The organism is Pseudomonas sp. DG56-2 (assembly GCF_004803755.1).
Classification (GTDB): domain Bacteria; phylum Pseudomonadota; class Gammaproteobacteria; order Pseudomonadales; family Pseudomonadaceae; genus Aquipseudomonas; species Aquipseudomonas auratipiscis.
The window spans coordinates 4,781,388-4,794,881 of the sequence record NZ_CP032311.1; the positions used below are offsets into that span (position 1 = coordinate 4,781,388).

General features: G+C 59.4%; 13 protein-coding genes. 12 read left to right on the forward strand and 1 reads right to left on the reverse strand.

Features of this window, described 5'->3' with window-relative positions:
- Positions 1–48: 48 nt before the first annotated feature.
- The 8 genes from D3Z90_RS21925 (at position 49) to D3Z90_RS21960 (ending at position 7,834) form a co-directional block, all read left to right on the forward strand.
- Complete coding sequence (locus D3Z90_RS21925) at positions 49–1,059, forward strand: ABC transporter permease subunit (RefSeq protein ID WP_136478001.1); 1,011 nt, start codon at positions 49–51, stop codon at positions 1,057–1,059.
- A 10-nt stretch (positions 1,060–1,069) separates the two neighbouring features.
- Entirely contained in the window at positions 1,070–1,999 is a 930-nt protein-coding gene (locus tag D3Z90_RS21930; protein WP_136478002.1) for an ABC transporter permease subunit, read from the forward strand.
- Positions 2,000–2,009: 10 nt separating this feature from the next.
- Positions 2,010–2,978 (forward strand): ABC transporter ATP-binding protein, encoded by a 969-nt coding sequence (locus D3Z90_RS21935; RefSeq protein ID WP_136478003.1) that lies wholly within the window; start codon positions 2,010–2,012, stop codon positions 2,976–2,978.
- A complete protein-coding gene (locus D3Z90_RS21940) occupies positions 2,978–3,946 on the forward strand; it encodes a peptide ABC transporter ATP-binding protein (RefSeq protein ID WP_136478004.1) in 969 nt (322 codons plus the stop codon). Before D3Z90_RS21935 ends, D3Z90_RS21940 begins: the two co-directional genes overlap by 1 nt.
- A 99-nt stretch (positions 3,947–4,045) precedes the next feature.
- Positions 4,046–4,855 carry a nuclear transport factor 2 family protein gene (locus D3Z90_RS21945; protein WP_136479023.1) on the forward strand — a complete coding sequence of 270 codons (810 nt, stop codon included), beginning with the start codon at positions 4,046–4,048 and terminating at the stop codon, positions 4,853–4,855.
- A 63-nt stretch (positions 4,856–4,918) separates the two neighbouring features.
- Positions 4,919–6,325 carry an FAD-binding oxidoreductase gene (locus D3Z90_RS21950; protein WP_136478005.1) on the forward strand — a complete coding sequence of 469 codons (1,407 nt, stop codon included), beginning with the start codon at positions 4,919–4,921 and terminating at the stop codon, positions 6,323–6,325.
- A 33-nt stretch (positions 6,326–6,358) separates the two neighbouring features.
- Positions 6,359–6,700, forward strand: coding sequence for a cupin domain-containing protein (locus tag D3Z90_RS21955; protein WP_136478006.1), 342 nt, complete (start codon positions 6,359–6,361; stop codon positions 6,698–6,700).
- A gap of 54 nt (positions 6,701–6,754) precedes the next feature.
- Positions 6,755–7,834 (forward strand): polyamine ABC transporter substrate-binding protein, encoded by a 1,080-nt coding sequence (locus tag D3Z90_RS21960; protein WP_136478007.1) that lies wholly within the window; start codon positions 6,755–6,757, stop codon positions 7,832–7,834.
- A 105-nt stretch (positions 7,835–7,939) separates the two neighbouring features.
- On the opposite strand, the gene D3Z90_RS21965 is transcribed toward D3Z90_RS21960, so the two are convergent.
- Positions 7,940–9,523, reverse strand: coding sequence for a peptide chain release factor 3 (locus D3Z90_RS21965; RefSeq protein ID WP_136478008.1), 1,584 nt, complete (start codon positions 9,521–9,523; stop codon positions 7,940–7,942).
- A 333-nt stretch (positions 9,524–9,856) separates the two neighbouring features.
- On the opposite strand from D3Z90_RS21965, the gene D3Z90_RS21970 reads away from it, so the two are divergent.
- The 4 genes from D3Z90_RS21970 to D3Z90_RS21985 are packed head-to-tail and all read left to right on the forward strand — an operon-like array spanning position 9,857 to position 13,294.
- A complete protein-coding gene (locus D3Z90_RS21970; protein ID WP_136478009.1) occupies positions 9,857–10,570 on the forward strand; it encodes an ABC transporter permease in 714 nt (237 codons plus the stop codon).
- A gap of 14 nt (positions 10,571–10,584) precedes the next feature.
- On the forward strand, positions 10,585–11,493 hold the full coding sequence (locus D3Z90_RS21975; protein WP_136478010.1) for a glycine betaine ABC transporter substrate-binding protein: 909 nt from the start codon (positions 10,585–10,587) through the stop codon (positions 11,491–11,493).
- A gap of 2 nt (positions 11,494–11,495) precedes the next feature.
- The gene (locus D3Z90_RS21980; RefSeq protein ID WP_136478011.1) at positions 11,496–12,143 is read left to right on the forward strand and encodes an ABC transporter permease; all 648 of its coding nucleotides are present in this window, start codon (positions 11,496–11,498) and stop codon (positions 12,141–12,143) included.
- On the forward strand, positions 12,140–13,294 hold the full coding sequence (locus tag D3Z90_RS21985; protein WP_136478012.1) for a betaine/proline/choline family ABC transporter ATP-binding protein: 1,155 nt from the start codon (positions 12,140–12,142) through the stop codon (positions 13,292–13,294). Before D3Z90_RS21980 ends, D3Z90_RS21985 begins: the two co-directional genes overlap by 4 nt.
- Positions 13,295–13,494: the final 200 nt, after the last annotated feature.

A 13,494-nucleotide genomic window follows, 5' to 3' on the forward strand; every position in this document is an offset into this window, starting at 1 on the left:
CCGGGCGCTGGCGGGACTGCCTGACCGGCTGATGAGGTACACCATAAGATGTTTAGTTTTATTGCCCGGCGCCTGGGACTTTTGATCCCGACTTTTTTCGGCATTACCTTGCTTACCTTCGCACTCATACGCCTGATACCCGGTGACCCGGTGGAGGTGATGATGGGTGAACGCCGGGTCGACCCAGAAATGCATGCGCAGGCCATGGAGCGCCTCGGCCTGAACAAACCCCTGCCAGAGCAGTATCTGGATTACGTCAGCAAACTTGCCCAAGGCGACCTGGGTGAATCGCTGCGTACACGTGAAAGCGTGTGGACCGAGTTTCTCGCCCTGTTTCCGGCGACCCTGGAACTGTCCCTGGCCGCCTTGCTGTTCGCCGGCGTGATAGGCCTGCTGGCGGGGGTAATCGCCGCACTGAAGCGCGGTTCGCTGTTCGATCACGGGGTAATGGGCATTTCCCTGGCAGGGTATTCGATGCCGATCTTCTGGTGGGGGCTTATTCTGATCATGTTCTTCTCCGTAAGCCTTGGTTGGACCCCGGTTTCCGGGCGCATCGACCTGCTCTACGACATCGAGCCGAAAACCGGCTTCATGCTCATCGACACCCTGCTCAGCGATGAGGAAGGCGCGTTCAAGGACGCCGTTATGCACCTGATTCTGCCAGCCATTGTGCTCGGTACCATTCCGTTGGCAGTGATCGCGCGGATGACTCGCTCCTCAATGCTTGAAGTGCTGCGCGAAGATTACATTCGCACCGCCCGGGCCAAGGGGCTGTCGCCTGCTCGGGTGGTATTTGTCCATGGCCTGCGCAATGCGCTGATTCCCGTACTTACGGTTTTCGGCCTGCAGGTCGGCACATTGCTGGCCGGTGCGGTACTGACCGAGACGATCTTTTCCTGGCCAGGCATCGGCAAATGGTTGATCGAAGCTATCGGCGCCCGTGACTACCCCGTGGTACAGAACGGCATTCTGTTGATTGCTTGCCTGGTGATCCTGGTCAACTTCGTCGTGGACATCCTCTACGGCCTGGCCAACCCACGCATCCGTCATCAGCGCTGAGGGCCACTTCATGACAACCCCAATTGCCAAACCTAACACCGCCCCGGTCACCGCTGTCGATACCAGCCTGCTTTACCCGTCACCCTACAAAGAGTTCTGGCAGGCGTTTTCGCGCAACAAGGGCGCGGTCGCCGGGCTGATGTTCATGAGCCTTATCGTGTTCTGTGCCCTGTTCGCTCCTTGGGTGGCGCCCCACGACCCCAGCGAGCAGTACCGCGACTTCCTGCTGACGCCACCGGTTTGGCTTGAGGGCGGCAACTGGCAATTTATCTTCGGCACTGACGAACTGGGCCGCGATCTGCTTTCGCGCCTCATCCAGGGCTCACGCCTGTCGCTGCTCATCGGCCTGTCCTCGGTGCTGATCTCGCTGATCCCCGGTGTTTTTCTCGGCCTGTTGGCGGGTTTTTTCCCGCGTATTCTCGGCCCCTCGATCATGCGCCTGATGGACGTGATGCTGGCCCTGCCATCGTTGTTGTTGGCCGTGGCGATTGTCGCCATCCTCGGCCCTGGCCTGATCAACACCGTCATTGCCATCGCTATCGTTTCGTTGCCCTCCTACGTGCGACTTACCCGGGCAGCGGTAATGGTTGAACTGAACCGTGACTACGTCACCGCTGCACGCCTGGCAGGCGCTGGCCTACCACGCCTGATGTTCATCACCGTGCTGCCCAACTGCATGGCGCCGCTGATCGTCCAGGCCACCTTGAGTTTCTCCTCGGCGATTCTCGATGCCGCAGCTTTGGGCTTCCTTGGCCTTGGTGTTCAACCACCGACCCCTGAGTGGGGCACCATGCTGGCCTCGGCCCGTGACTACATAGAACGTGCCTGGTGGGTGGTGAGCCTGCCTGGGCTGACCATTTTGCTCAGCGTGCTGGCAATCAACCTGATGGGTGACGGACTGCGCGACGCGCTCGATCCAAAACTCAAGAATGCCGCCTGAGGGGAACGCCATGTCACTTCTGCAAATCAAGAATTTGAGTGTGCGCTTCGGCGACACCAACGCGGTGCCGGTTGTCGATGGTCTGGACCTTACCGTCAGCGAAGGCGAAGTTCTGGCAATTGTCGGCGAGTCGGGCTCGGGCAAATCGGTCACCATGATGGCACTGATGGGCTTGATCGATGCGCCAGGACGCATCACCGCCGATGCCCTGAGCTTTGACGGCGTCAACATGCTCACCCTCAGCGGTCGGCAACGTCGCAAAGTGGTGGGCAAGGATATGGCAATGGTCTTCCAGGACCCGATGACCGCCCTGAACCCCAGTTACACCGTGGGATTCCAGATTGAGGAGGTCCTGCGCCAGCACCTTGGCCTGCGTGGCAAGGCCGCGCGCCAACGCGCTCTGGAACTGCTCAAGAAAGTCGAGATTCCCGCGGCCGAAAGCCGCCTCGACGCCTACCCTCATCAACTGTCCGGGGGTATGAGTCAGCGCGTGGCCATCGCCATGGCCATCGCTGGCGAACCCAAGCTGTTGATTGCCGATGAGCCGACCACCGCCCTGGACGTCACCATTCAGGCGCAGATCATGGAGCTGCTGCTCAACCTGCAGCAAGAACAGAACATGGCCCTGATCCTGATCACCCACGACCTGGCTGTCGTCGCCGAAACAGCCAAACGCGTCTGTGTGATGTATGCCGGTCAAGCCGTGGAGGTCGGTCAGGTACCGGAGCTGTTCGAGGTGCCTGCGCATCCCTACAGCGAAGCCCTGCTGGCAGCTATTCCAGAGCACAGTGAAGGCGCCGAGCGTCTGGCGACCCTGCCGGGAATTGTTCCCGGCCGTTACGACCGTCCCGAAGGCTGCCTGCTCTCACCGCGCTGCCCGTACGTGCAGGAAAACTGCCGTCGCCAACGCCCGACCCTCGATCCCCAGGCCCATAGCCAGGTGCGCTGTTTCTACCCGTTGAACCAGGAGGTGGCGTGATGACTGTCGTCCTTACCGCCCGTGAACTGACCCGTCACTACGAAGTTTCCCGCGGTCTGTTCAAAGGCCATGCCCTGGTACGTGCACTCAATGGGGTCTCGTTTGAACTAGAAGCGGGCAAGACCCTGGCCGTGGTCGGTGAGTCCGGCTGTGGCAAATCAACCCTGGCACGTGCCCTGACGCTGATCGAGGAACCCTCTTCCGGCTCGTTGAAAATTGCCGGTCAGGAAGTGGCCGGGGCCAACAAGACCGAGCGCAAACAACTGCGCAAAGACGTGCAGATGGTGTTCCAGAGCCCTTACGCTTCACTCAACCCGCGTCAGAAAATCGGTGACCAACTGGCCGAACCGCTGCTGATCAATACCAAGCTGTCAAAGAACGAACGGCGGGAAAAAGTCCAGGCCATGATGCAACAGGTCGGCCTGCGCCCCGAGCACTACCAGCGCTACCCGCACATGTTTTCCGGAGGTCAGCGCCAGCGTATTGCCCTGGCCCGGGCAATGATGCTGCAACCCAAGGTACTGGTGGCCGACGAACCCACCTCGGCCCTCGATGTGTCGATTCAAGCCCAGGTGTTGAACCTGTTCATGGACCTGCAGAAAGAGTTCAACACCGCCTACGTGTTCATCTCGCATAACCTGGCAGTGGTTCGTCATGTGGCTGATCAGGTACTGGTGATGTACCTGGGGCGTCCAGCGGAAATGGGGCCCAAGGAAGACATCTACAACAAGCCCCTGCACCCCTACACCCAGGCCCTGCTGTCGGCCACACCGACCATTCACCCGGACCCGCTCAAGCCGAAGATAAAAATCGTCGGTGAGCTACCCAACCCCCTTAATCCGCCATCTGGCTGCGCCTTTCACAAGCGTTGCCCGTATGCCACCGAGCGCTGTTCCTCCGAGGAGCCAGCGTTCCGGCAGGTGGCGACTCGGCAGGTGGCGTGTCATTACGCCGAGCAGTTCCTCTAGGACCCTTCGCGGGGCAAGCCCACTTCCCCAGGCCGGATTCAATGCTGGCCTGCGGGAGCGGGCTTGACCCGCGATCAAGCACTCCATCACTATTCCGACATGATCCCTGACTGCCTCCCCGACGGCCCGGAACAGACCCCGGAAACCGCCGCTACCGTGCTGCGCTATCACCTGTGCTGGAAGCATCGCGACCTCGACGGGGTGATGGCCTTGTTTCACCCACAAATCCAGTACAACGACTACTTTCAAAACCGTGTGCTGCACCTTGCCGAGCTGCGTGAGTACGTACGCGCCAGCATGCCTCGTGAAGTGGATGAAGACATCGTTCACAGCGACCGCATCCGCGTCGACGGCTGTACCGCCTTCATCCAGTACCAAGTCACCTTGCAAGGCGGCGAGGGGTTGGTGGCCTTCCAGTCCAGTGAGGCGATTACGGTACGTGACGGCCTGGTCTGGCGGGTCAACGAATACGCATCTCTGGTGCGCGAGCCCAACCCAGAGTCGGCCCAGAGCGATGTGCGCCCGACTATCAGCCGACTCGGTCTGTCGCCACGACAACTGAGTTCCATGGCACAAGACCTGGAGCAGTATTTCCAGCGCCAGCAACCCTATCTCGACCCCGAGCTGGACCTGCAACGCGTAGCTCAGGAAAGCGGCTACAGCCGCAACCAGATTTCCTATCTGCTCAATCAGGTGCTGGGCCAGAGCTTCTACCGCTACGTCAACCATGCGCGCCTGCAACACCTGCTCAATGGCCTGGCGCAAGCGACGTCCAGCGCGAAAATCGATGACCTGGCCTTTGCCGCCGGGTTCAATTCGCTATCGGCCTTCTACAAGTGTTTCCGCCAGCATACCGGCCTCTCGCCAAAGGCCTGGGTGAAGCAAAATTCTCTGCGTGCACGCAGCTAAGACAACACCCCCCGCCTGCTTCTAGGATCGCCACAGACCGTAACGGATGTGGAGCCGAACATAATGCAGCCATGGCGCAAAATCAGCCTTTGGATGGACCAGCTGGACGAGACGCTGACTACCCGCCCAGCCCTGCACAAGGACCTGGACGTGGATGTCTGCGTCATCGGTGCCGGCTACACCGGGCTGTGGACCGCCTACTACCTCAAGCAGCAAGCCCCGCACCTGAACATCGCCATTGTCGAGGCCAGTATTGCCGGCTTCGGAGCCTCCGGGCGCAACGGTGGCTGGCTGATGGGCAACCTGCTCGGCGAAGATCGCTTGCTGGCTGCCAGCTCCCCCGAACAGCGCCGGGCATCCTTCGACTTGCTGCATGGCATACCCGATGAAGTGCAGCGTGTTCTGGAGCTTGAGGACATCGACTGCGACTACCGCAAAGGTGGCGTACTGTACTGTGCCGCACGTTATCCGGAGCAGGAAGCCACGCTGCGTGACTACCTGAAAAAGCTCTACAAGCAGGGTCTGACCGAAGACGATTACCGTTGGATGAACGCGGAAGAACTGGCGACCCAGTTGCGCATCAGCAAGCCTTACGGCGCTATCTTCAACCCGAATGTGGCAACGATCCAGCCGGCCAAGCTGGTTCGCGGCCTGGCCCGAGCCGTTGAGCGCCTGGGTGTTCATCTTTACGAAAACAGCCCGGTCATCGACTGGCAACCCGGTGAAGTGCGCACCGCCCAAGCGCGGATCAAATGCCAGTGGGTGGTGCCAGCGGTCGAAGGCTATTCGGTCAACCTGCCACCACTAGGTCGATACCAGATGCCGGTGCAGAGCCTGCTGGTGGCAACCGAGCCGCTGCCTGAACAGGTCTGGCAAAAGATCGGCCTCAGCCGTGGCCAGGCCTTCAGTGAAAACAGTCGTCAGGTTACCTACGGCCAGCGCAGCGCTGACAATCGTCTGGTGTTCGGCGCCCGTGGCGGTTACCGCTTTGCCGGACGCCTGCGGGAAGATTTCGACCTCACCACCAGCGAGATAGAACTGCGTCGCTACTTGTTTGGTGAGCTGTTCCCACAGCTCAAGGACGTCGCCATCACCCATTCCTGGGGCGGTAATCTGGGCATGGCCCGACGCTTCCAGCCGCACATGCTCTGTGACCGCAAACAGCATATCGCCCTCGCTGGAGGCTACGGTGGCGAAGGCGTCGGTGCCACCAACCTGGCAGGGCGTACCTTGGCCGATCTGATTCTTGAGCGCTCGAGCGTGCTTACCCAGCAGCCGTGGGCGCATCCGGACAGAACGCTGTCCAGCCTCGCCGCCTGGGAGCCGGAGCCGTGCCGCTGGCTGGGCTACAACGCCATCATCAAAAGTTTTGTCCATGAAGACCAGACCCTCGCCAACCCGAACAGCGCCCCTTGGCGCCGTCGCTTGGCCAGTGGTGTCGCGGATTTCATGGAAGGTTTCATGCGCTGACCTTTTCGTTCCCCCTGTACAGGATTTACCGGTATGAGCATTACCCAATTCAAGAACACCGACACTGCAGTCCTGCAAGAATCCAATCCAGTTGCCGTGCCGCTGAGCGAGCCGGTTTCAATTGCCTCGGTGACGTCTGTCGAGCGCAGCGACGGTGTTGAAACCGGCATCTGGGAATGCACCCCGGGCCGCTGGCGGCGCCAGATTGTGCAACAGGAGTTCTGCCACTTCATCAAGGGCCGCTGCACCTTTACCCCGGATGGTGGCGAACCACTGACCATCGAGGCCGGTGACGCAATCATGCTGCCAGCCAATAGCACTGGAATCTGGGATATCCAGGAAACCGTGCGCAAAACCTATGTATTGATTTTCTGATCGTTTGATCGCCTGCCTCCTTCGATAAAAACAGACAAAGCAAGGAATCCAGACATGCGCCCATTGCTCATCGCACCGCTGTTGTTGGCCACCGTCGCTGCCCAGGCAGCCGACTCGGTAAAAATCTACAACTGGTCCAGCTATATTGCCCCCGATACGCTGAAGAACTTCCAACAAGCCAGCGGTATCGTGCCGACCTACGACGTGTTCGACAGCAACGAAACCCTCGATGGCAAGTTGATGACTGGCAATTCCGGCTACGACGTCGTATTTCCGTCCAACCACTTCATGGCCCGGCAGATCCAGGGCAAGGCCCTGAAAAAGCTCGACAAGAGCCAACTGCCAAACTGGCAGAACCTCAACCCCGTGCTACTCAAGGCCCTGGAAGTCAACGACCCTGGTAACCAGTACGGTTTCCCCTACCTGTGGGGCAGTACCGGCATTGGCTACAACATCGACAAGGTCAAGGCGGTTCTGGGCGACAACGCCCCGGTGGACTCCTGGGACCTGATCTTCAAACCCGAGTACATCAGCAAGCTGAAAAGTTGCGGGGTAGCGGTGCTGGACAACGGTCCCGAACTGCTGCCAATTGCCCTCAACTATCTGGGCTTGCCGCATCACAGCCAAGACCCCAAGGATTATGAAAAGGCCAAGGAATTACTGATGAAGGCACGTCCTTACATCAACTACTTCCACTCGTCGAAATACACCGGCGACCTGGCCAATGGCGACATCTGCGTTGTCGTGGGATTCTCGGGTGACGTGCTGCAGGCCAAGAACCGTGCAGAGGAAGCGAAGAATGGTGTGAAGGTGGGCTATTCGATTCCCAAGGAAGGCGCACCGATGTGGTTCGACATGGTTGCCATGCCGGTCGACGCACCCAACGAAAAAGCCGGCTATGCGTACATGAACTACCTGCTGCAACCCGAGGTCATGGCCAACATCAGCGAGCACGTGCAATACGCCAACGGCAACCTCAAGGCGGACGCCCTGGTCGACCCGACTATGAAGGCCAACACCATGATCTATCCGAGCGAAGAAATGCTCGGCAAGCTGTTCGCCCTGGAAGCCATGCCGGCCAAAATCGACCGCATCCGCACACGAATCTGGACCAGCATCAAAGCGGGGAATTGACGGCCTTCGGCCAGCTTTAAGCTTCAAGCTTCAAGCTGCAAGAAAAAGCAGGCGGGTGTCCGGCCTGCTGTCCTCTTGCAGCTTGTAGCTTAAAGCCTGTGGCTTTTAGTGATGCTCGCGGGTTGCGCGGAACTTGACGTCTGGCCAGCGCTCTTCCATCAGCGCCAGGTTGACACGCGTCGGGGCCAGGTAGGTCAGGTGACCACCGCCGTCGATCGCCAGGTTCTCCACTGCCTTGGTCTTGAATTCCTCAAGCTTCTTCTTGTCCTCACAGCTGATCCAGCGCGCGGACCAGACGGTGATTGGCTCGTAGGCGCATTCGACCTTGTACTCTTCCTTCAGGCGGCTGGCGACCACATCGAACTGCAGCACACCCACGGCGCCGAGAATGATGTCGTTGCTGCGTTCAGGGAAGAACACCTGGGTAGCACCCTCTTCAGCCAGTTGCTGCAGGCCCTGGCGCAACTGCTTGGACTTGAGTGGATCTTTCAGGCGAACGCGGCGGAACAGCTCCGGGGCGAAGTGCGGAATACCAGTGAAGCCCAGCGCTTCGCCTTCAGTGAAGGTGTCGCCGATCTGGATGGTGCCATGGTTGTGCAAACCAATGATGTCGCCCGCCCAGGCTTCTTCCAGTTGCTCACGCTCGGAGGAGAAGAACGTCAGTGCATCGCCGATGCGCAGGTCCTTGCCGGTGCGCACATGGCGCATTTTCATGCCTTTCTCGTAGCGTCCGGAACAGATACGCATGAACGCGATACGGTCGCGGTGCTTGGGGTCCATGTTCGCCTGGATCTTGAACACGAAGCCGCTGAATTTCTCTTCGGTCGGTTCGACGGTGCGCTCGTTGGCGGCACGTGGCAATGGACGCGGAGCCCAGTCGACGACTGCGTCGAGTACATGGTCGACACCGAAGTTGCCCAATGCAGTACCGAAGAACACCGGGGTCAGCTCACCGCGCATGAATTCGCCCTGGTCGAATTCGTGGCAAGCGCCTTGAACCAGTTCCAGTTGTTCGATGAAGCGCTCGTACTCGTCACCCAGGTGGGCCCGGGCTTCATCGGAGTCGAGTTTCTCGATGATCTTCACCTCGGTACGCTCGTGTCCGTGACCTGGGGTGTAGACAATGATGTAGTCACCCGCCAGGTGATACACACCCTTGAAATCGCGGTAGCAACCAATCGGCCAGGTGATCGGCGCAGCCTTGATTTTCAATACTGCCTCGATCTCGTCGAGCAGTTCGATCGGATCACGGATATCACGATCGAGTTTGTTGATGAAGCTGACAATCGGCGTGTCACGCAGACGGCAGACATCCATCAGGGCGATGGTACGCGGCTCAACACCTTTACCGCCGTCGAGCACCATCAGCGCCGAGTCCACCGCCGTGAGCGTGCGGTAGGTATCTTCGGAGAAGTCTTCGTGACCGGGGGTGTCGAGCAGGTTGATCATGTGCTCGCGGTACGGGAACTGCATCACCGAGGTGGTGATGGAGATACCCCGTTGCTTCTCCATTTCCATCCAGTCGGAGGTGGCATGGCGGTCGGACTTTCGCGATTTCACCGTACCGGCAACGGCAATCGCCTTGCCCATCAGCAACAGCTTCTCGGTGATGGTGGTCTTACCCGCATCGGGGTGGGAAATAATAGCGAAGGTGCGGCGTTTCGCGACTTCGGCGGCCTGGTTGGTCATGGGAAATCGCCTGGCAGGTGATTCAAAAAAAGGGCGCAGATTATAGCCCAATTTAACCTGCGAACTGAACCGTTGGGTCGATTAACGCTGGCCAAATGCCGCTTCAGATGGGAACCTTTAGGACTGTGGAGGCGTCCACTGCCCTGATTCGCAATTGGTTTTAACCATTCGTCAGGGCCGATTTCACTGGCAACACGAGCCTGACGAGGCTTCGCTTATGGCGTGTTTGGCTCCGATCCGGGCCACACGCTGCTTATCGCGATCACACTGCCTGCCGCCTGGAATGGTGGCCGCCACGGGAGTGTGTTCGCCGACAACAAAAGGAGTCCGCCTGTGGCTAAAAGCTATGGCAAGGGGCTGATGGGATGTGCCTTCGCGCTCGTCATCCTGGCCCTGCTGATCCACTGGATCGGCATTGATACGATCGCGCACTACCGCGCCGATCTATGGTTCTACCTGCAAGCACACCTGGTGTTGGTGCTGCTGTCGATGGTGGCGGCGTTAGCCGTGGGCATACCCGCTGGAATTGCCTTGAGTCGACCTCATAGAGTCGACCGCGCCGAACGTTTCATGCAGTTCTTCAACATTGGCAACACCATCCCCCCCTTGGCCGTTCTGGCCATTGCCCTGAGTTTCCTGGGCATCGGCGCAGGCCCCGCGATCTTCGCATTGTTCCTCGCCTCTCTCTTGCCCATCGTGCGCAACACCTACGAGGGCCTGAAAAACGTTCCCGCCTCGCTCAAGGAAGCCGCCACCGGCATCGGCATGACGCCTCGTCAAAGCTTATGGCGTGTCGAGCTGCCCAATGCCGTGCCGATCATCGTCGGCGGTGTGCGCGTCGCCCTGGCAATCAACGTGGGCACCGCACCGCTGTCGTTTCTGATTGGCGCCAATAGCCTGGGCAGTCTGATTTTCCCTGGCATTGCCCTGAACAATCAGCCGCAACTGCTGCTCGGCGCGGCCTGCACCGCTTTGCTCGCCCTCTTGCTCGACGCCCTGGTGGCCCAAGGCAGTCGGCGTTGGCTTGAACGCGGCCTGGCCCACTAAGCGAAGGAACTCCAATGAAAAGAATCGCCTTGTTTCTGGGCGCGGCCCTGCTGTTCTCCGGATTTGCCCAAGCCGCGACAAAACCTGTAATTCGCCTCGGCGCGCGGGTGTTCACAGAACAGACTGTGCTAGCCGAAATTACTGCCCGCTACCTGAACCAGAACGGTTTTGATGTGCGCATTACCGGTGGACTGGGCAGCAGCCTGGCCCGGAGCGCCCACGAAACCGGTCAACTGGACATGGTCTGGGAATACACCGGCGTGTCGCTGGTATCCTACAACCATATCGATGAGCGCATGCCCAGCGCCGCTGCAACCTATGCCAAGGTCAAGGAGCTGGATGCGAAGAAAAACCTGATCTGGCTCACGCCTTCGAAATTCAGCAACACCTATGCCCTGGCACTGCCACGCAAGATTGCCGAGCAGTATCCGCAGGTCAACAGCATCAGCCAGTTGAATCAGGTGCTGCGTGAAGAAAAGGATCGCGATCATGTGGTGGCGCTCGATACCGAGTTTGCCAATCGCCCCGACGGCCTTGTCGGCCTGACCGAAACCTACGACCTGCAACTGACCCGCCGCAACATCCGGCAAATGGATGCAGGACTGGTCTACACCGCCCTGCGCAACGGCCAGGTATTCAGCGGGCTGGTCTACACCACGGACGGACGCCTGAGCGCCTTCGACCTCAAGCTGCTCGAAGACGACAAACACTACTTCCCCGATTACACCGCGGCTCCCGTGGTGCGCAAGGAAATCCTCGACGCTCACCCGCAACTGGCAACCCTGCTCAAACCGCTGGCCGAGCAACTGGATGACCAGACCATGCGCGAGCTCAACGCCAAAGTCGACGTCGAGCACCAGAGCCCGAGCAAGGTCGCCGCCGAATACCTGCGCCAGCATCCACCTGCACAGGAGCAGCCATAATCATGCTCGATACCTTTACTCACCTGGACTGGGCCGAGGTTCTGCATCTGACCTGGCAACACATCACCCTGGTCGGCATTGCCGTAAGCCTGGCGATTCTGATCGGCGTGCCACTGGGCATCCTGATGACCCGCTTCCCTTCCCTGGCCGGTCCCCTGCAGGCGTGCGCCACGGTGCTGTTGACCATTCCGTCGATTGCGTTGTTTGGCCTGCTGCTGCCGTTCTACTCCAAATTCGGCCAGGGCCTGGGGCCATTGCCGGCAATCACCGCCGTGTTCCTTTATTCACTGCTGCCGATCCTGCGTAACACGTACCTGGCGCTGACCAACGTCGAGCCCGGTATTCGTGAAGCCGCACGCGGTATCGGCATGACCTTCGGCCAGCGCCTGCGCATGGTCGAACTGCCTATCGCCGTGCCGGTGATCCTCGCCGGGGTGCGTACTGCCGTGGTGATGAACATCGGCGTCATGACCATCGCCGCCACCATCGGTGCCGGTGGCCTGGGTGTACTTATCCTTACCTCTATCAGCCGTAGCGACATGTCGATGCTGCTGGTCGGTGCCTTGCTGGTGAGCCTTCTGGCCATCTTCGCCGACCTGCTGCTGCAAACCCTGCAACGTGCCCTGACTCCAGAAGGACTGCGCAAATGATCGAACTTCAGAACCTGAGCAAGACCTTTCACGCCAACGGTAAAGACGTCAAAGCCGTCGATGCTGTCAGCCTGACCGTCAACGAAGGCGAGATCTGCGTATTCCTCGGCCCGTCCGGGTGCGGCAAGAGCACCACGCTGAAAATGATCAACCGCCTGATCACACCCACCTCCGGCAAGGTCCTGATCAATGGCGAAGACACTACCGGCCTTGACGAAGTAACCCTGCGTCGGCGCATTGGCTATGTGATTCAGCAGATCGGTCTGTTCCCCAACATGACCATCGAGGAAAACATCACCGTGGTCCCGCGCCTGCTTGGATGGGACAAACAAAAATGCCACGAGCGTGCTCGCGAGCTGATGAGCATGATCAAGCTTGAGCCCAAGCAATACCTGCAGCGCTACCCGCGGGAGTTGTCCGGTGGACAGCAACAACGTATCGGTGTGATCCGCGCCTTGGCCGCTGAAGCGCCGCTGCTGCTGATGGACGAACCGTTCGGCGCGGTCGACCCGATCAACCGCGAGATGATTCAGAACGAGTTTTTCGAGATGCAGCGGGCATTGAACAAAACCGTGATCATGGTCAGCCATGACATTGATGAAGCCATCAAGTTGGGCGACAAAATTGCCATTTTCCGCGCGGGCAAACTGATCCAGATCGACCATCCCGACACTCTCTTGGCGCACCCAGCCGATGAGTTTGTCAGCAATTTCGTGGGTCAGGACAGCACACTCAAGCGCCTGCTGCTGGTCCGCGCCGAAGACGCTGCCGACAATGCACCGTCGGTAAGCCCCGAGACGCCGGTGAGTGACGCTCTGGAGCTGATGGACGAACATGACCGCCGCTATGTCGTGGTGACAGATGCGCAGAACAAGGCCATGGGCTACGTGCGCCGACGTGACCTGCATCGCCAGCAAGGCAGTTGCAGCGATTTCCTGCGGACCTTCAACGCAACAGCCGCCCACGATGAACACCTGCGAATCCTGCTGTCGCGAATGTACGAGTTCAACCGCTCGTGGCTGCCAGTGCTCGATGCCGAGCAAGTGTTTCTTGGCGAAGTGACCCAGGAATCGATCGCCGCCTACCTAAGCTCGGGACGCTCGCGCGGTGGCAAGACCACTATCGTATCGCCGGCAGAAGTCGTGGTCTGAGTCATTAGCCCCCCAGGCAGCAACAAGGTGATTGGGCCTTGATGCTCGCCTGGGCAATCGACAACAGGACTCACTTATAAGCACTTAAGGAAGCGTCCTACATCAATTTTTTTTAACCCTTGTTAGCGTGCCCTCTCCTTTTCTCAGGTTCAGGGCAAGCCTACGTTCGTACCGGTAAATGCCGCGCTCAACGAACGACA

Coding starts and splice junctions, on each gene's coding strand:
- D3Z90_RS21950 (WP_136478005.1), top strand. CDS start 4,919: ATGCAGCCATGGCGCAAAATCAGCCTTTGGATGGACCAGCTGGACGAG.
- D3Z90_RS21935 (WP_136478003.1), top strand. CDS start 2,010: ATGTCACTTCTGCAAATCAAGAATTTGAGTGTGCGCTTCGGCGACACC.
- D3Z90_RS21955 (WP_136478006.1), top strand. CDS start 6,359: ATGAGCATTACCCAATTCAAGAACACCGACACTGCAGTCCTGCAAGAA.
- D3Z90_RS21925 (WP_136478001.1), top strand. CDS start 49: ATGTTTAGTTTTATTGCCCGGCGCCTGGGACTTTTGATCCCGACTTTT.
- D3Z90_RS21940 (WP_136478004.1), top strand. CDS start 2,978: ATGACTGTCGTCCTTACCGCCCGTGAACTGACCCGTCACTACGAAGTT.
- D3Z90_RS21985 (WP_136478012.1), top strand. CDS start 12,140: ATGATCGAACTTCAGAACCTGAGCAAGACCTTTCACGCCAACGGTAAA.
- D3Z90_RS21960 (WP_136478007.1), top strand. CDS start 6,755: ATGCGCCCATTGCTCATCGCACCGCTGTTGTTGGCCACCGTCGCTGCC.
- D3Z90_RS21945 (WP_136479023.1), top strand. CDS start 4,046: ATGATCCCTGACTGCCTCCCCGACGGCCCGGAACAGACCCCGGAAACC.
- D3Z90_RS21930 (WP_136478002.1), top strand. CDS start 1,070: ATGACAACCCCAATTGCCAAACCTAACACCGCCCCGGTCACCGCTGTC.
- D3Z90_RS21975 (WP_136478010.1), top strand. CDS start 10,585: ATGAAAAGAATCGCCTTGTTTCTGGGCGCGGCCCTGCTGTTCTCCGGA.
- D3Z90_RS21965 (WP_136478008.1), bottom strand. CDS start 9,523: ATGACCAACCAGGCCGCCGAAGTCGCGAAACGCCGCACCTTCGCTATT.
- D3Z90_RS21980 (WP_136478011.1), top strand. CDS start 11,496: ATGCTCGATACCTTTACTCACCTGGACTGGGCCGAGGTTCTGCATCTG.